Annotated in this window: 14 protein-coding genes; 13 read left to right on the top strand and 1 reads right to left on the bottom strand. The window is 32.5% G+C overall.

Annotated features, from left to right (window positions below):
- Positions 1-267 precede the first annotated feature (267 nt).
- The 4 genes from A5866_RS10170 (at position 268) to A5866_RS10155 (ending at position 3,439) form a co-directional block, all read left to right on the top strand.
- Positions 268-1,962, top strand: a complete 1,695-nt coding sequence (locus A5866_RS10170) for a patatin-like phospholipase family protein (RefSeq protein ID WP_086445493.1) — start codon at positions 268-270, stop codon at positions 1,960-1,962.
- The gene (locus tag A5866_RS10165; RefSeq protein WP_086277929.1) at positions 1,962-2,180 is read left to right on the top strand and encodes a YdbC family protein; all 219 of its coding nucleotides are present in this window, start codon (positions 1,962-1,964) and stop codon (positions 2,178-2,180) included. Before A5866_RS10170 ends, A5866_RS10165 begins: the two co-directional genes overlap by 1 nt.
- 16 nt (positions 2,181-2,196) lie before the next feature.
- Positions 2,197-3,081, top strand: coding sequence for a YicC/YloC family endoribonuclease (locus A5866_RS10160; RefSeq protein ID WP_086277931.1), 885 nt, complete (start codon positions 2,197-2,199; stop codon positions 3,079-3,081).
- A gap of 70 nt (positions 3,082-3,151) precedes the next feature.
- Positions 3,152-3,439: a hypothetical protein gene (locus A5866_RS10155; RefSeq protein ID WP_086445494.1), complete on the top strand. Its 288-nt coding sequence runs from the start codon at positions 3,152-3,154 to the stop codon at positions 3,437-3,439.
- Between the two features lie 190 nt (positions 3,440-3,629).
- On the opposite strand, the gene A5866_RS10150 is transcribed toward A5866_RS10155, so the two are convergent.
- Positions 3,630-5,078, bottom strand: coding sequence for a DUF1958 domain-containing protein (locus A5866_RS10150; protein ID WP_086445495.1), 1,449 nt, complete (start codon positions 5,076-5,078; stop codon positions 3,630-3,632).
- Positions 5,079-5,674: 596 nt separating this feature from the next.
- Between A5866_RS10150 and gmk the strand changes: the two genes are divergently transcribed.
- The 9 genes from gmk (at position 5,675) to priA (ending at position 18,106) form a co-directional block, all read left to right on the top strand.
- Positions 5,675-6,289, top strand: a complete 615-nt coding sequence (gene gmk, locus A5866_RS10145; protein ID WP_086277936.1) for a guanylate kinase — start codon at positions 5,675-5,677, stop codon at positions 6,287-6,289.
- 4 nt (positions 6,290-6,293) lie between these two features.
- Positions 6,294-6,599: a DNA-directed RNA polymerase subunit omega gene (gene rpoZ, locus A5866_RS10140; protein ID WP_010766464.1), complete on the top strand. Its 306-nt coding sequence runs from the start codon at positions 6,294-6,296 to the stop codon at positions 6,597-6,599.
- Positions 6,600-7,433: 834 nt separating this feature from the next.
- The gene (locus A5866_RS10135) at positions 7,434-9,218 is read left to right on the top strand and encodes a YcaO-like family protein (protein WP_339099666.1); all 1,785 of its coding nucleotides are present in this window, start codon (positions 7,434-7,436) and stop codon (positions 9,216-9,218) included.
- 30 nt (positions 9,219-9,248) lie between these two features.
- Positions 9,249-10,346, top strand: coding sequence for an arginase family protein (locus tag A5866_RS10130; RefSeq protein ID WP_339099665.1), 1,098 nt, complete (start codon positions 9,249-9,251; stop codon positions 10,344-10,346).
- Position 10,347: 1 nt separating this feature from the next.
- A complete protein-coding gene (locus tag A5866_RS10125; protein ID WP_339099664.1) occupies positions 10,348-11,562 on the top strand; it encodes an MFS transporter in 1,215 nt (404 codons plus the stop codon).
- A complete protein-coding gene (locus A5866_RS10120; RefSeq protein ID WP_339099663.1) occupies positions 11,549-11,824 on the top strand; it encodes a DUF2087 domain-containing protein in 276 nt (91 codons plus the stop codon). Before A5866_RS10125 ends, A5866_RS10120 begins: the two co-directional genes overlap by 14 nt.
- Before the next feature lie 184 nt (positions 11,825-12,008).
- Positions 12,009-14,330: a lantibiotic dehydratase C-terminal domain-containing protein gene (locus A5866_RS10115; protein WP_339099662.1), complete on the top strand. Its 2,322-nt coding sequence runs from the start codon at positions 12,009-12,011 to the stop codon at positions 14,328-14,330.
- Entirely contained in the window at positions 14,327-15,409 is a 1,083-nt protein-coding gene (locus A5866_RS10110) for a hypothetical protein (protein WP_339099661.1), read from the top strand. The genes A5866_RS10115 and A5866_RS10110 overlap by 4 nt, the downstream gene beginning before the upstream one ends.
- A gap of 264 nt (positions 15,410-15,673) precedes the next feature.
- Positions 15,674-18,106: a primosomal protein N' gene (gene priA, locus A5866_RS10105; RefSeq protein WP_086443612.1), complete on the top strand. Its 2,433-nt coding sequence runs from the start codon at positions 15,674-15,676 to the stop codon at positions 18,104-18,106.
- Positions 18,107-18,150: the final 44 nt, after the last annotated feature.

The following is an 18,150-nucleotide window of genomic DNA, read 5'->3' as shown; positions in this document are numbered from 1 at the left end:
CAGAAAATAGAGATTTTGTTAGAAAACTCTAGTGGGATTTTCTAGGTTTGTTAAGATTTGATCGTTGTAATTGTTTGATTTTGTTTTAAACGAGGGTTTATTATTATCGATCAATCTATCATAGCTGATTTCTATGTAATTCTATAAAAAGTATACCACATCTATTTTACGTGAAAAGCGAATAAAAAGGTACGCTTTTTGTATATTTTTAATAAAAAGTAATTTTCGAGAAATTTTGGTATACTTGAACAGATGGAGGTGTTTGTAATGAGAAGTGAAGAAATGATTGCTTCAGAGTGGTCGGATTTTTCTAAACAAGTATCTAATAGTATCCAATTATTCCCTTTTTATGAGACACATACATTAGCAAGGCAAGTTTTTAGAAAAAAAGTACGTGACAATGAAAGTACAGCTTATGTGATCTATAAAGGTAAGAATCCTTATTTATTTTTAACAGTTGAAATAGGAAAAATAACGAATCTGTTGATTTTAGAAACCGGAAAAATCAGTTGGAGATCAGTTTTTTTAGCGATAGATCTATTTTTTAAGCAGACTTTTCAGCTGAACAGCACATTTGTTTTTCCACAATCATTGCCCCTATATTTACAAGAAGTGTTTATAAAATACGGGTATACGGTGACAGAAAATAAAGTAGCTAGTAAATGTTTTTCCTATCGAACGGCCTTAGTTTTAGGCGGTGGAGGTGCTAGAGGTGCCTATCAAATCGGTGTTTGGCAAGCATTGAAAGAATTAGCTATTCCAATCAAGATCATCACAGGGACGTCAGTTGGTGCACTGAATGGCGCGCTGGTTCTACAAGATGATTTTGAGGCAGCTAAAGATATGTGGGAGAAGATTGATACACAAAAAATTCTATCTTTCCCAGTATCAACAACATCTGGTGATACATTAGGAGGAATGATGAGTCAAATTGGCTCATTTACTGTGAATGCGATCCAATCAAATGGTGTTTCAACAGAGCCATTGCAAAAACTGATCCACGACACTTTTTCACAAGAAAAAATGCAGCAGGTCACAGCTGATTTTTATTTGGTCACAACAGAGCTGCCCAATATGATGGAAAAAAATATTCATTTCAATACCTGTCCGAGTGATCAATGGCAAAATTGGTTATTGGCATCGGCTTCCTTTTTTCCAGCTATGGCGGCAACGAAAATTGCTGACAAATACTATGTGGACGGCGGCTATCGTAATAATATTCCCGTAGACATTGCGTTGCGTAGTGATGCAACTGAGTGCATTATTGTGGATGTGAAAGGGCCAGGCATCACCAAACCAGTAAAAATACCAGCAACAACTAGTTGTTTGACGCTACAGACACCATGGAGTATGGGAGCTGTACTATTATTTGATGGTGCTCGTTCAACAAAAAATATTCAATTAGGCTATTTAGAAACAATGAAAGTCATCGGGCGAAAATATCTTGGCTATTGGTATACATTTGATGAGACAATCAGTAGTTTAGAGGTATTTCAACAAGCATTTTTTACCTTTGTTAAACAGACGTATCAAATTGAACTATGGCATACGGCAGAGCAGAAAAATAAAATCTGTAAAAAATTGCGTAGAATATATAGAGACAGGGTGTATACCGAAAATGTCGGGATGGTTTTAGTTGAGCTGTTAGCAAAGACTCAGGAAATTTCAGCTTCTAGACTGTATACGATGCAAGAATTAGTGGCGCTTTTACAACAAAGTAACCATGTCAAAACGAATTTAGTAGAGAACATTGGGATGATTTCTGTTCAAGAATGGTTGAAGAAATACTATGAAGATTACTTTTTACTTTCTGATAAACAACAGTTAGCATTAATGAACAATTTACTGGATTCAGATGAAAAAGAGAAACCGCAACGTATCGCTTTTTTACTGGATAAATTACCAGCTCAGGCGCTACAAATTTTAATGAAAGAATTTATATTACAAGGAGTGGATCAATAATGGCACAAGATTTTTCATATGAAATCGTAGAAGAAATCGCAGTTTTATCGGAAAATACTCAAGGGTGGCGTAAAGAATTTAATTTAGTTAGTTGGAATGGGCGTCCGCCAAAATTTGATTTAAGAGACTGGTCGGCCGATCATGAAAAGATGGGCAAAGGGATCACCTTAACAAACGAAGAATTTGAGATATTATCTAAAGCAATAAAATCAATGTAGAGAGGACACCCTGTCAATGAAAAGTATGACTGGTTTTGGAAAAGAAACATTTTTAAATGACACGTATCAAATCGATGTCGAGATCAAAAGTGTCAATCAGCGCTTTTTAGATATCCAATTACGAATGCCTAAAGAAGTCAATCCGTATGAAATGGCTATCCGTCAATTGATGAAAGAAACGCTACAACGTGGTCGGATCGAAGCCTACATCAATATCAAGCAAACGGGCAGTGGCAACAAGGAAGTGCAAGTACATTGGGAGCTGATCCATCAATTATTGGGTGAGATTAAGCAAGAGCTGACAGCTAATTATCCTCAATCAGAATTTAATCCTGGGCAAAATATCAACCAACTACTGAATAATTCAGATTATGTTGAAGTGACTGAGAAACAAGAATCTGATGAAACCTTTGGCGACCTCGTTTTAGATTCTGTTAGAAATGCGGTTGAACGCATTGATGCCAGCCGTCTGCAGGAAGGTCAAAAAATCCAGCAAGTTTTGACTGGATATAGTCAAGAGTTCATCGATTTGGTTCATGAATTAGCCGGATTTGTGAAAATCTATGAAAAGGATTACCGTGAAAAATTTGAAGCAAAACTAAATGCTTGGTTAGGTGAACAAGTAGACGAAGCTCGTCTACTGACAGAACTTGCGATTTTGCTGGAAAAAGGCGATATTCATGAAGAATTAGATCGTTTAGCGATACATGTGGACAAACTACAAGAATTATTGTGCCAATCAGAACCTGTTGGCCGAGAATTAGATTTTCTGATGCAGGAGATGAACCGTGAAGTTAATACGATTGGATCTAAATCTAGCCCAATTGAAATCAAAAATATTGTGGTTCAAATGAAAACGATCCTAGAAAAAATCCGTGAGCAAATCCAAAACGTCGAATAATGGGAAATCGTTTGTGATTCTATTTTTTAACGTTATAATGAAAGAGAAGAAAGTAAAGAGGTGACTATTTATGTCAAAATATTATGATGTAACGTTCCATGAACTAAGTGGGAAATCAGTAGTAAAAAGAGAGATTATTTCTGATAAAGATCCATTTAAAGTGTGGGAAGATGCTTGTGTGTCATTTACAAACGAGGTTTTTAATATTCGAGTGAATGAAGAGGCCTTTGTAACATTGAACCGTCGTTTTGTTGTCCGAGTGGACGTTCAAGAGGTAGATGGTCCTGTGGATAAAAAAATCAAACGCCATGATGAAATCATGGGTGTTGTGAATACTTTATCGAATATGGGCTTTTAAAAGATAGTTTAAAGAGGCCGAGATAAAAGTGTTTAGCTCTGAGAAATAAGAAGGAATTCACGAAAATTGCTCTTCAAATTTTTGTGAATTTCAGCTTATTTCCGAAGGAGCTGCTTTTTTATCGCCGTTTATTCGGATTTAGAGAGCGAAACAAAGCTGATCTTTAGCTTTGTCCCGCTCTCTTTGTTTTTTATAAAAATAGAAATGCGCCAACTGCTGAAAGCACTAATAGAGCGCCTAATGTAAAGAATAAACGAGTTGTAGGTGTGGCTATTGTGCGACTACCACGTTTAACTCCAGCAATTCGTTTTCTAAATAGTCTTGAACAAATCAGGAATAGTAGACCTAGACCTACTAGAAGACTACTGATTAAATAATTATGCTCTTTTTTTGGTGTTTTTGCTGATTGACTAGTTTTTTTGGCGTTTGTTTTATCTGAATTGTTATTACCTGTTTGTGTCTCAGAATCTTGATAGCTGACACTTTTAGCAGGAATATTCGGTGAAACTTGACCGAGTTCACTTTTCAAAGAAAGTTGACCATCTGCTAGAGTGAAGCTAGGCTCACTGTTCTTTTTGACAAAGCCATAGAGATCCTGCTCAAGATTGATCTCTTTTTGCTCGATCTTGTTTGATCCTTTAGAAAGTAATTTTTTATATTCATACGTAGAAAAGGCATGGTCTAAGATCGCATTTCCAGCTAGATGACGCTCGTATTCGCCTTCTTGATCGGACCAAGAACCTACGCCTAAAATAACTTCGATTAGTCGGAGATCCCCTTTTTTGGCTGTCGCAATATAATTGAAACCGCCAAGCGGGCTGGATCCGGTTTTTAAGCCATCTACGCCGTTATAACCATATTTCGCACCAGGTAAGGAATAATTGTAGGTTTCAAACGTTTCTTCATAGGGGGTATTTTCCATCGTTTTAACAACAGGTTTACTAGTAAATTGTAAAACATCTGGATATTTTTTTAGTAGGTTGTAAGTTAAAATAGCTAAATCTCTAGCAGTTGATTTGTTTTCGCCATTAGGGTCGATACCTTCGGCTTGATATAAGCCTTCAAAAGAACCGATTTGTGCACCGCTACAATTAAAGTAAGTAGTATTGTTCATGCCTAATTCTGCCGCTTTATCGTTCATTTTACGAATAAAGCTGGCGCCATCATTACCAGAAACAAGATTTGCCAACATCAGCGTGGCAACATTTGATGAAGGAACTGCAACCATAGAAAAGATATCACGAACAGGATAATGAACACCTAAGGCGATTTTGTTATTGCTTAATGCATAGATCTGTGAGATTTTGACATCTGTTTCAGTCGCTGTGATCGTCGTGTCTAAATCAAATTTTCCTTGCTCCATCGCTTCAAATGCTAAATACATTGTCATGACTTTGGCGATACTGGCAGGACTCCAAGCTAAATCTGGCTGCTCTTCCCACAAAATCTGGCCGGAATCAGCATCAATCACAATCGAGGCTTTTGGACGGTAGGCTTCTTTAACGGGAAAGCCTGTTTTTTCTGCAAATTCCATTAAATCCTCTTGTGCATAACTTGTTTGAGCAAAACTTCCAAGTAAAATACAAGCAATCAGTAGCAAGCTGCTGATTGTTTTCAAAAGTGTTATTCGTGTGAACATAGAGTTAAATCCCTTCGTTTTTTTAATTCTTTCACATAATTAACTAGGTTAGTTCTTTCTTTGTGAAAATAAGTAATAACTTTATTCTACTTGAAAAACCGGGGTGCTGTATACTCTTTTTAGAAATTTTCCTTAAAAGAATTGCTCAAACCATATTTCAAAGTTGAATGAATCATTCACTGAATAAACATGAGATTAGATTGCTAAAAGTTAGAATTAAATGGATATTCGCTTTTTTCTAAAAATTTATGGGTAAAGCCTTGAAAATTACTGAAAAAAAGTGCATTATAGAACTAATACTTTATTGATATTTAGCTACATTGGTAGCTTATTTTTAAAATTGTTTAGCTTTATGAACCAATTCTTCGGAAAAAAGATGAAAGCTGTTAGTGCCAAAAACTGGTACGATCATCTTTCCCTATTTTTCAGTCAGAACTAACCAGGTTCATTCAGCTTTTAACTTATCTAGCTTTACAGGCTAGTCTCTTGGGAAAAAGATAAAATCTGATTGTGGCAAAAAGCGCCAACCTCATATTTTTCTATTTTCCAGTTGAGACTGAATGAGCCTGTTCAGCTTTTAATGAAAGGAAGTCATCATGTCAGAGCGTGGGTTATTAATTGTACTATCGGGTCCTTCTGGAGTTGGTAAAGGAACGGTACGCAAAGCAATTTTTGATAGTGAAGAAAACGATTTTCAGTATTCGATTTCTATGACTACCCGTAAAATGCGGGAAGGGGAAGTAGAAGGGGTAGATTATTACTTCCGCACAAAAGAAGAATTTGAAGCAATGATCGAAGCTGGCGAGATGCTAGAATACGCACAGTATGTAGGGAATTACTACGGAACGCCGCTTTCTTATGTCAACAAAACGCTTGATGAAGGAAAAGATGTCTTTTTAGAAATCGAAGTCCAAGGTGCTGAGCAAGTAAAAGAACAAGTGCCGGATGGGGTCTTTATTTTTCTAACTCCACCAGATTTAGCTGAGCTTAAATCACGGATCGTTGGTCGTGGTACGGATGATCATGAAGTGATTGAAGAACGAATGCGTGTGGCTCGCGCAGAAATCGAAATGATGGCATTATATGATTATGCGGTTGTGAACGATGAAGTTCCATTAGCTGTAAAACGAATCAAAGAAATTATCGCGAGTGAACATTTTCGCGTTGATCGAGTAATTGGCAACTATATTAAAATGTTGAAGGAGATGTAGCCTTATGATGCTAAAACCATCTATTGACTCATTATTAAAAGAAGTACCATCAAAATATTCACTTGTGATCTTAGCAAGTAAACGCGCTCACGAATTAGACGAAGGTGCACAACCAACACTAGAAAGTTTTGAATCTGTAAAAAGCGTAGGTCAAGCATTAGAAGAAATCGATGCTGCAACAGTAATCAATGATCCTCGTCCAGAAGAAAAACGTGAAAGAATGCGTATGGCAAAAGAAGAACAAAAAATGAGACACGAACAAGAACAAAAAGAACTTGAAAATCGCATCCGCGAAGAAAAAAGTTTATAAAACGATGGAGACTGAGGTAAAAACTTCGGCTCTTTGTCAATAAATGTTGGTAAAAAAATCAAAGAATAAAATCGTTTGTCAGGACTCCTAGAAGATTTTTTCTAGGAGTTCCTATGATTTTATTCTTTATGATGTTGGTGAGAAATCACGGGCATTTTTTTTTGCAAAAAAATGGGAAAGACACTTTTTTCCTTTATGATTGGTTTTCGTTGACTTAATTATAAAGAATATCAAGGTGTCTTTTCTATCGCTAACTTTATCAGGTGAGTTAGTAACATTGCAATTAATGTGAAAATATCTTAATTAATCACTCTCTGATCGCTTTGTGAATATAGGTGGTTAATAGTTAGATTCTATCAAGAACAATGTAAAAAATTCTATTTGGTAGTATTCAATCAATATTTAAGAATATTCTTGCTTCTTTGTAAAATTAGTGAATATAAGCAAACTGAATAATATAATTTTGTACGTTAGCATTTTTTAAAAAAAGGTTGATTTTAATTTATATTAAGATATAATTAGTTTATATTGGTGAGTGGGATTTAATTTAATTTTCTTTTTAAATTAATTAATTCCACATCCAATTTTAACCAAAAATATTCAAGATGAGAGGAGAAGTTGATGAAATTAGTTGAAGTTAAGGAAATTAAAGGAAACAAACCTGTTGCATCTCAATCAAAAGCATCATATACAAGAACTTAAAAATTTATTTGAGATAATTAGGTCTTTAATTTTTCTACCCTATTTGGAGTAATGCGCTTGAAAAATTTTTTTAATTATTTCAAGTGCATTATTTTTATTCAATACGAATTTTGTTGACGAATATACATTTTTATGGACGATTTTTTAATAATTTTTAATAGTGTGGCTATGTATAAAAAGAAAAAAAGCTTTTATTACTTTGAAGATGTAGGAACGAAACTGGACTCTAATGACGAAGGATATTTGGCTAATTTTCCTTTATTTAATTCCAAAAAGGAAAATGAATGTGTTTCTATATTGAATCACGATGTTGATATGGATATTTTTATTATTAGAGATTTGTCAAATTTTGAATCTTTTTACGAGAACCGTAAGCTAGATAAAGTTACTATATTAGAATTTTTTGATTGTTATTTATTGCTAAACAAGGGGACAAACATTTGTTTAAAGTGTTTCATTCAGAGGTATATTGAAGGGATTGAAGATGAAATATCTTCATTTTGTCCAGAGTTGTTTAACGCAAAGTTTTGTTTTACTACTAATCTAACAAAGAAAAATGTGAAAAAAATTTATAGTCATATACAAAGTAATACCATAGTTTTATACGAAAAAGGGAAAAATTCATCGTATATTACATTTATTCAGTGCTATCCTAATTGTGTGACACAAAATTTCGTTAAACGACAGTTAGAGAAACCGATGGAATTATATCAAAATACAGGATTTAGAAAATATTCTGTTAAAAATTTTGACGATTATATTGGTCGCTGTTCTCCAGTCAAAGAAATACAAAATTTAATCGGAATAGATCCTATTTCTTATCCCGTATTTGGAGCTGTTTCGGCTTGTCAACGAAACGAAACGAACTATCGGTATCATGGTGGTAAAGGATTGACTGAACAGCAAGCCAAAATGAGTGCAGTAGGCGAAGCAATTGAGCGATACTGCGCAAGGCAGTTTGGTTATGAAAATATTCTATTTAAAAATGTGAAAGAGTTGAATCGTGCAGAAGCTAAATATTTAAATCCAAATGTGCTGTTCCCTTTTGAAGAACTCGAGTACAAAGATGAAAAAAGTTACGAATGGGTTGAAGGAGTAGATTTAAGGACGAAAAAAGAAATACTCATCCCAGCTAATGTTGTTTTTTTCCCTTACAACGCTGATACGGAATTACACTTTACTAGCCAAAGTACAACAGGGTTAGCCAGTGGGATTACTGTAGAAGATGCAATTTTACAGGGAGTTTGCGAGGTTTTTGAAAGACATAACTATTCTATTTCTCATAAAACCTCAGATATTAAAGGAGAAATAATTGATTTGAATATTGATTATGCGAGTTTTTTTAAAGATATTAGTTGGGCTCAAAATATGGTAAAAGATTTCAAACTTCACCTAACCTTATTGAATGCAGAACATGGTCTTTATACAGTTCATTGTGTGTTAGAGTCAAGAAAAAATCAGTTTCCAAAATGCTCACATGGTTCGGGGGCCTCTTTCAACTTAGATACTGCGATATATCGTGCTATTTGTGAATCCTTACAAATGAGAACGTCGCAAATAATATTAAACAAAGAAGATAAATTGAGTGATAGTGAGTATCTAGTATATAAAGAATGGGGGGATGGCAATGAGAAGTATTTCTATACATTCTTGAACAACAACGAACGTAACATAATGGAAATTACTAACGAAAATAAAGAGACAAGAACGCTCGTTCAACAACAGTCAACGCTAGAAGCCTTCATTAATAGTTCGGATTTTAATTTTTATGTAGTTGATTTGAGTCGAGATGATGTTCCATTAAAAGTAGTGAGAATTATCGTTCCTGAAGCACAAGACATTGATAATACAAATAGAAAGATTTCTCCATTATTAAAAAAAAATGGTTTCAATAACTACTTACCTATGTTTTCTTAAAAATAAGTTAGTAATTGGGAATTAAAATAAATGAAGAAAGGACAAAAAATGTATAAAATAAATTCAGATGTTGTTGTAGAAAATGAAGGAAAATTAATACGAATTGATGGTATAGAATTAAGTTTTACAGAAGACATTACACAGTTTGTAGACAATATGAACAATACCCTGAAAAAAAGTAGGTTATCTGAGGACACAAAGCTATTATGTCAATTAATTGATAGTGGTATTATAACTATCGAAAATGTTGATCATTTTCCAAAACACATAGTAAATACTTTTTTTTGTTTAGAACTCAATAATCTAAGATTAGATATTTTATCTAATAAAAGAAAAATTGGGATTTTTTCAGTTCCTTATTTTGAAGGTAGTAAGATCCCTATGCACATAGAATCAATTGAAAAAATGAAAAAAGAATCTCAAAAAATACCTAACATTAATTTTTTTGCATCTAATACGAAATGTTCTAATATAGATGTGTCAGATTACGGTACGCTGAACTTTATTAAAGGAGAGTCTTTGAAAAAATTAGAATATTTTTCCAAAAGTATCATGAGATCAAAAATTCTTCCTATTTTTGTGGGAGGGGATCATAGTATTACTTATTCGATAATTAAAGGATTATTCGAAAATTCCATTGAAAAAATTAGAATTCTTAAGTTTGACAGCCATAGTGACTTTGGCGATTTTGGCGATTTTATTCATCACGGGAATGTTTTTAATTGGTTGGAAAAAGATTTTCCTTTGGAAATAGTAAATTTTGGAAACTACACTCCTATGGTAGAAGAAGAAGCTGAATATGTCTCAAAAAAATCAATATCTTTTTCAGATATAAAGAAATTAATAGGCTATCTTAAAGAGAATAAGATGAAAACTTATATAAGCTTTGATATTGATGTATTAAATTCCAATATTATGGGAGGAGTTAGTTATCCAAATCCTCAAGGAATAAATTTATCTTGTATTTCTTATTTTATAAAGCATTATCTAAGAGAGTCTAATGAGGTAATTGGAATGGATTTTGTTGAATATAACAGTTTTTTTGATAATAATAATACATATGCATACACTAGTGCATATGTATTATATATGATATTAGACGGACTTCGTCAAAACGAGGTAACTTAAAATGAAAGATAAAGTTAAGGCATATTATATTCTCAGCTCTTTTATAGCTATTGCTACGCAATTGTTTTCTGCAATACTCTATATTTTTCTAATAAATGAAAATTATTCGTATACAGAAATTAGTATATATTTATCTTTATTTTGGCTTATATGTACAGTGTGTGAGTTGCCAGGTGGTGTTTTGGTGGACACATTAGGAAGTAAAAAAATTATGCAAATAAGTTTTTTATTGAGAGGTGTGGGCTTGGGGATATTAATTGTTCCCAATAATTTTCCTTGTTTGTTACTTTCTGCTGTGTTGACTGGAATTGCAGAAGCATTAGCATCTGGATCTGCAGAGACATGGATATCAAATGAAGTAAAAAAAGATAATTCTAAACAGTCCATTCAACCAATTTTGGCTAAAAATAATATAATATCTCCATTTTTTGGCATGCTTTCAGGATTCATTGGAGCACAGTTGCTACCAAAAATTAACATGAAATTACCATTTATCATATCTGCAATTATGTTTATTTCTTTGTCGTTGTTAGTTAAGACGCTTATTCATGAACCTGAGAGGAAAAAACGAGATATAACAGAAAAATCCTCAGTTACTAATATGTACAAAAGAACTATTAGAAATAGCATAGTAGACATAAAAAAAGTAAAGTATTTTTGGTTTTACATGCTCTTGTTTGTGATTCCGTCAATCCTTGATATAGGTCCATCAAATCAATGGTCAGTGGTAATAAATGAGAATATTAGTCAATTAATAACAGGTTATTTTTGGGTAGCAATTGGAATGGTGACTATTTTATCAAACGTAATTATAACAAGATACTTCAATAATGAAAAAACATCTACGATTAGTGTAATCTATTTTTTTATAGTATTTGACTCTATAATACTGATACTGATTTCACTGAGTTATATTAATGCTTTTTTTATTTTAATACATGTATTTATTTATGGTATTTTGAATACTCTTATTATGGCGTATATTCATGATCATATTGTTGAAAATAATAATTCTAGAAATTCGATTATTTCAACTTTTTATACATTAGAGGCATTAATAGTTAGTGCATTACTACCAATTAATGGGTATCTATCTGACAAATTAAATATCAAACAAACATGGCTCATATTTGTTGTTTTATCTATGGCTTTAGTGTGGATTCTGACTATAAATTTAAAGAAAAGGAGTATAGGGAATACTTATGACAGAAAATAATGATATCGAAGTTAAATTTTTTAAAAATAGGATTCTGCAACAAATTCCGAAAAAGGAGAAGAATAAGATAAAGGTGCTCAATTTTTTTTGGAATCAGTTTGAATTCGAGACAGTATATACCGAATTGGAAATCAACAAAATTATTAAAAAGCATTATTCAGATTTTTCTTTAATTAGAAGATATTTAGTAGATTACAGATTTTTAAAAAGAGATAGTTATGGGAAAGAATATATTAAACTTAGAAGGGAAGTTACACGTTAATGCCATCAAAAAAAGATATTATTGTTAGGACACCTATTTTACCTCTAAAAATATTACATTTTATGGAATGTGAGCCCTTTAATCAGATTGAAAAATATGTATATAATAAATTTGAAAAAGATATAAAGTTACCATTTTTATTTTGTAACCTAAATACTGATTCTCATATTATTAAAAAAAAAAATTGTTTTCTAGAGCTTCTTACAGGGTAACTCAGTATAATGGATTAGCAAACGAGTATAAATATACGTTAAAATCTGGTTCAATAGAACAGGAAAATTGTACAAAAGAAGTTTGGAAGTTTTGTTCACTGGATGAGTTTAATGAGTCACAAAAAATTAAATTAAACCCGTTATTAACAGAAGATGCTCAAAATAATTATATAATTCATGCTAAATTAGATACGAAGAAAAAGGTACTGAGATCATTTTTTGTGGAATATATTGTAAAGTTATTAGAAAATCCATGTGAGTTTCATTCTCTAAAGATGAAGCTTAGGAGTCAATTTGTTAATTTGGATTTATCAGAGGTAGAAGAAGCTTTAAAGACCTTAATTGAACACGAATTTTTGGTTTTTGATAGAACTATTCGCACAGATACAGGGAAGAAATTTTTGCACTGTATGCCCAACAAAGATGCTATGGATATCTCTAATATAATCAACAAGAAAGATTTAGAACGTACAGAATCATTTATTAGAAATTTACTAGGTGCTGTAATATATGAAAATTATTATGAAGCAGTTGAAGAATTCTATGATACCTATAATGACAAATTTATTTCCCTAAAAACATTAATGGAAAATGAACAATTAGTTTCTAAAATTTTGAGTGTAAAAACTTCTATCAATAAAAATAGTGACTTGATTAATAATATTCACTCTCAAGTTGAAATCTTAAAAACTGTATCTGGTAAAGATGTAATAATTGATAAAAAGTTAATAAAACGCAACTATCAAAAAAATCATTTAGCCGAAAATCGCGGATTTGATATCTTTTTTAATCTATACAAAATGAACACTGATAATGTAGTTATTGATATAGATACTGGTCAAGGAATTGTCCCGGAAAGTGATTCACATTGTATCTTTAATCATGACGAAAAAAGTGATGTATTACTAGGAAATAATTTCAACGATGAGATTTTGGCTTTTTTGAAGTTCAAAAATACAGAAAAAAATTCAAAAACAATAGAAAATAGTAATATTTTTGATTCAATATTTATAGGTTTACGAGAGAATCATTTTGTAGTAATTGATGAAAATAAAAATGATCTCCATATATCTAAAGGTACTACAATAGACTTGAAGTTTTTTCCAACACCATATATAGTCCTTCTAATTTGTTCGAGCGTATCTAATTTATCAGTAAACTTTAATGATATTCTATCTACATCAGAATTATTTTTCCATCCTAGAGTAATGCTAGATAATATTATAGTTAGACGTAAGACATGGAATCTATCCATGCTACTAAACACAACCATAAATTACGAAGAATTCTATCATAACATAGTTTTATTGAAGGAGAAAAGGTTGATCAATGACATATTGAGCATGTGTAGCGGTGATTGTGAAACATATCTTAATTTATCGTCAGAAGATGACTTGAAATATATGTATAAATCTCTGAAATCTAATTCAAAAATTTTATTTAAAGAAAATCTTCAAGAATACTCTCCTTTTTTCTTTAATAATGATTGTTATAGTAATCAGTGTATAGCATCTTTTCATGGGAAGAAAAGAAAAGAAACACTCAATATTAATAAGGAAAATATTGATGTTGTAGTTGACAATAAGCATACAAATCTAGAGGTTGATTTTTATACTATTAATATACAATACAATAACAACGTGACTACCTCCGAAATATACGATTGTATAAAGATGGTCATTGAAACTTTCTTCATAGACGAGTTTTTTTGGGTAAACTATAAGATAAAAGAAAATAAAAATGAATGTCGTTTTAGAATAAAAAAAGACTGCGAAGGAATAGTTTCGCTTATTTTAAGTAAACTAGGAATTGAGAATGTATCTATACTTGTAGAAACGTATGTACCAGAATATTTTAGGTATTATTGTCTGGGAATAGATAATTTTTTCAAACTGTGTAATCTAGACTCAAAGATTACTATTTATGAATATAATCCTGATTCTACAATTAAAGACACCATGATTAATACAAATACATGGTTAAAAGCATTTGTAGAAAAGGATTTAAATTCTGAAATTGCTATTCTAAAATTATTGATAAAAAGTCATAGAGTATATAAATTGGGAAAGGAATATACTACTTTCACAAATCAATTTAATAAAAATAAATATAAAGAACTAAGTACGTTTATTAGTAGTAACTATTTGTACAATTTGAAAAAAGAAGAGATAGCGGCTTTAATTCATATGAGCAATAATAGGGTCCTTGGACCGGATATAGAAACTGAACAAAAGATTTATAAATTGTTATTATCTTACAAATTAGAGTGCAAGCATAGAGAGGGGAAACATTGAATTCTTATGAGATAAAATGCGTTGTGGAAGAGATATCTAATTTACACTTTTTGAGAGACAAGAATATAGTACCAACTTCGGTAAATATTAGTTTAAAAACACAAAGAAAAGCTTTGTTCAAACAGAATAAGTTACCATACATTTCACATCTACCTATAATGAATTGTACAAATGAAATACAGCTATGCAATGATATGAACGATCAAATGAATGAATTGATATCACAGAATAAAGACTTTGACTATTTAAATTGGAGAAATTCTTGTTTGTTGCCGACAATAAATACGGTGCTTGACATACCTATTTATTTGACAGAAAAAACTTCAATTTTTAATGATGATAAGTTTGGTAAGATTTATACTTCAAATAATATTATACAAGAGCTTGAGGTATTTTTTTTAGAAATTAAATATCCACTGTTATATTCAATGGAAAGATTCCAGTTTTATGATTCTTTTGATATGCGCTCATATTGTGTAGAACTCCCATGTTCTAAAAGCAGTGTAATACTCTTAAGCAATGCTGATACTAATATTGAAAGATTTATCTATGCAGCTCATGAAATTGGACATGCTCTTTTTAATTCTATGAAGTATGATAAAAGGGTGATAGTACCTATTGAAATAGATGAGATAGCTGCTCATTTATTGGAACTATTTATAGTTAGATTAATTTTAAAAGAAGATAATATTCTAGATTACTACAAGCTGGATTTAAAAAAAAGATTAGTGAATAATTTAGTTTATACTAAGTTTCAAATGGAATTATATAAAAATCCTCAGATGGTAAAAAGTAACAGAGAAAAAGACATTCTTTTAAAAAAAATAGCGAAGTTATACCATATAAATAATGTTGATAAACAGTGTTGGAGTCAAATACCTAATTTACTTGATTTTCCTTTTTACAGTGGTGCCTATATTTTCCCACAAGTGATATCCTTATCAATACTGAAAGAAGATACCAGAGATGTTCAAAAAATTTTTCTAAGTATCATCAATTTTTTAGACATTTTAACGAAAAAAAAAGACAATAGAAATCTAACTGGCATTTTTGAAGACTTTTTTGATACTACTTTCTGAGGTAGTATTGAAAAAGTCCCTTTTTTTGTAGCTATTCATTCTAATAAATTATCAAAAAAATTAAAAATATTGAAGAGTTTTATCTCAGTTTTTCTTTATTTTTAGGAGCACCTGTGTACTAGCTTTATGTAATTTTTTTAAATAGAAATCAGAAGAGCAAGACAAAAACAAGATTCTCTAGTACAATAGGCAAAGAAATAACCAAATACTTAGGATTCGTTTTAATTTCAACGAAATAATAATAATAAAAATGGAGGAGTAATTATGAGAAAAGCGGCGCAAGTGATTGTTGATGTACCGACGATGCAGACAGACCAACCGTTTACTTATTTGATTCCTTTTAACTTAGAACAACAATTAACCGTTGGTATGCGGGTAGAAGTTCCATTTGGTAATGGAAACCGTCATTTACAAGGGTTTGTTTTAGCGATAGATGAAGTCTCTGACGAAGTAATAGCGGCGCAAAAGTTTGAATGGAAAGAAATTCTATCTGTTCTAGATTTAAAACCTGTCCTTAATACGGAATTACTGGAATTAGCTGACTACATGAAAGAGAAAACATTTGCCTTTAAAATCACCTGTTTACAAACGATGCTGCCAAGCGTAATGCGTGCAGATTATAGTAAATACATATATTTAACGGATGAATTAGAAGAAACAATGCAAGATGAGTTATTTTATGGCTTAGATGAAATTGCTTGGGAAGATGCTGTAGCACGGAATATTTTACCGCAATTGATGCAACTTAGAAAACAGCAAAAAGTCGATATTCGCTACGAAGTGAATACTCGAAATAGAGTCAAAATAATCCGCTATGTTCAAGCGTTAAAAAATGTTGAACAATTGGAAGAAGCACGAATGGAACTTAGAAAAAGCTCACAGAAAAAAGAGCAATTGATCAACTACTTACAGCAAGTAGGTCTAGAAAAAATGACCACGGTCAAAGAGATGAAAGAACTAGGATTTAGCACAGCTGTTTTAAATGACGGAGCAAATAGACAGTGGCTGACCTTTATCGAAGCCGAAGCCTATCGTGATCCATTTGCAGACCATACATTTGAAAAAACAACAGCATTAGCCTTGAATGACGAACAACAAAATGCCGTAAACAACATTCTGGATTCAGTCAACCAAGAGATCAGTCAAACCTATTTACTAGAAGGCATCACTGGTAGCGGGAAGACAGAAGTCTATCTCCAAGTGATCGCGGAAGTCTTGAATCAAGGAAAAACTGCCATGATGCTAGTACCTGAAATTTCATTGACACCACAAATGGTTTACCGCTTTAAAAGTCGGTTTGGTGAACAAGTTGCAGTGATGCACAGCGCCTTATCTCAAGGAGAGAAATATGATGAGTGGCGTAAAATTGAACGTGGTGAAGCACAAGTTGTAGTAGGCGTACGTTCGGCGATTTTCTCTCCTTTAGAAAATCTTGGAGTAGTTATCATTGATGAGGAGCATGAAGCCAGTTATAAACAAGAAGAAACGCCACGTTATCATGCACGGGATCTTGCCATTTGGCGAGCTGCATATCACAATTGCCCAGTGGTTTTAGGCAGTGCAACACCTTCGCTAGAAACACGAGCTCGAGCACAAAAAAATGTCTATAAACGCTTAGTACTATCAAAAAGAGCCAATCAAACAGCCACGTTACCCACAATTGACGTTGTGGATATGCGTGAAGAAATCCAAAATAAAAATACGTCGTCCTTTTCAATAGCACTACAAGAAAAGATCCAAGATCGTTTAGCTAAAAAAGAACAAAGTGTTCTGCTGTTGAATCGTCGAGGCTATTCTTCTTTTGTAATGTGCCGAGATTGTGGCTATGTATTACCTTGTCCAAACTGTGACATTTCGCTAACGCTGCACATGGATACGAAAACGATGAAATGCCATTACTGTGGTCATGAAGAACGTATTCCTTATCATTGTCCCAACTGTGGCGGTGATAAAATCCGTTATTATGGAACTGGAACGCAAAAAGTGGAAGAAGAACTTAAAGCATTATTCCCTGAAAGTCGTGTTTTACGGATGGATGTTGATACAACAAGACGAAAAGGTGCCCATGAGAAAATTTTGACAGCCTTCGGTAATCATGAAGCAGATATTCTGCTTGGAACACAAATGATTGCTAAAGGATTAGATTTTCCAAATGTAACCTTAGTCGGTGTCTTGAATGCTGATACGGCACTTAATTTGCCAGATTTTCGTTCGAGTGAACGGACATTTCAATTATTGACCCAAGTCAGCGGTCGGGCAGGACGCGCTGAGAAGCCGGGAGAAGTAATCATTCAGTCTTTTAATCCTGAACATTATGCAATTCAGTTAGCGAAGGCTCAAGATTATGAAGATTTTTACCAAAAAGAAATGTACGTCCGCCATCGTGGCGATTACCCACCATTTTATTTTACGGTGCAAATCACCGCAAGCCATCCTGAAGAAAATCAAGCGGCCAAGCAGATGTTTGAAATAGTCAAAGAATTAAAATCTGGCTTGTCTGACCAAAGTATTTTATTGGGACCAACACCAAACGCTATTATGCGTGTTAATAATCGTTATTTTTACCAAGTGATCATTAAATATAAAAACGAACCGAATTTGCAAAATATCTTAAAAAAAATACTGACCGATACTCAAAGAGCAACAGCACACGGTTTAAAGTTATCAATCGATGCTGAGCCAATGAATTTTATCTGATTTATAAGAACTGTCAAGAATCACAGTGAGGTAATAGAGCTGGG

The organism is Enterococcus sp. 12C11_DIV0727 (genome assembly GCF_002148425.2).
GTDB classification, from domain to species: Bacteria; Bacillota; Bacilli; order Lactobacillales; family Enterococcaceae; genus Enterococcus_L; species Enterococcus_L lemimoniae.
The sequence above is the reverse complement of the archived record's forward strand: the minus strand, read 5'-3'. Positions and strand labels throughout refer to the sequence as shown.

What these genes read in the sequence shown, in the direction of transcription:
- A5866_RS10170 (WP_086445493.1), top strand. Translation starts at nt 268, where the DNA reads ATGAGAAGTGAAGAAATGATTGCTTCAGAGTGGTCGGATTTTTCTAAA.
- A5866_RS10165 (WP_086277929.1), top strand. Translation starts at nt 1,962, where the DNA reads ATGGCACAAGATTTTTCATATGAAATCGTAGAAGAAATCGCAGTTTTA.
- A5866_RS10160 (WP_086277931.1), top strand. Translation starts at nt 2,197, where the DNA reads ATGAAAAGTATGACTGGTTTTGGAAAAGAAACATTTTTAAATGACACG.
- A5866_RS10155 (WP_086445494.1), top strand. Translation starts at nt 3,152, where the DNA reads ATGTCAAAATATTATGATGTAACGTTCCATGAACTAAGTGGGAAATCA.
- A5866_RS10150 (WP_086445495.1), bottom strand. Translation starts at nt 5,078, where the DNA reads ATGTTCACACGAATAACACTTTTGAAAACAATCAGCAGCTTGCTACTG.
- gmk (WP_086277936.1), top strand. Translation starts at nt 5,675, where the DNA reads ATGTCAGAGCGTGGGTTATTAATTGTACTATCGGGTCCTTCTGGAGTT.
- rpoZ (WP_010766464.1), top strand. Translation starts at nt 6,294, where the DNA reads ATGATGCTAAAACCATCTATTGACTCATTATTAAAAGAAGTACCATCA.
- A5866_RS10135 (WP_339099666.1), top strand. Translation starts at nt 7,434, where the DNA reads ATGGACGATTTTTTAATAATTTTTAATAGTGTGGCTATGTATAAAAAG.
- A5866_RS10130 (WP_339099665.1), top strand. Translation starts at nt 9,249, where the DNA reads ATGAAGAAAGGACAAAAAATGTATAAAATAAATTCAGATGTTGTTGTA.
- A5866_RS10125 (WP_339099664.1), top strand. Translation starts at nt 10,348, where the DNA reads ATGAAAGATAAAGTTAAGGCATATTATATTCTCAGCTCTTTTATAGCT.
- A5866_RS10120 (WP_339099663.1), top strand. Translation starts at nt 11,549, where the DNA reads ATGACAGAAAATAATGATATCGAAGTTAAATTTTTTAAAAATAGGATT.
- priA (WP_086443612.1), top strand. Translation starts at nt 15,674, where the DNA reads ATGAGAAAAGCGGCGCAAGTGATTGTTGATGTACCGACGATGCAGACA.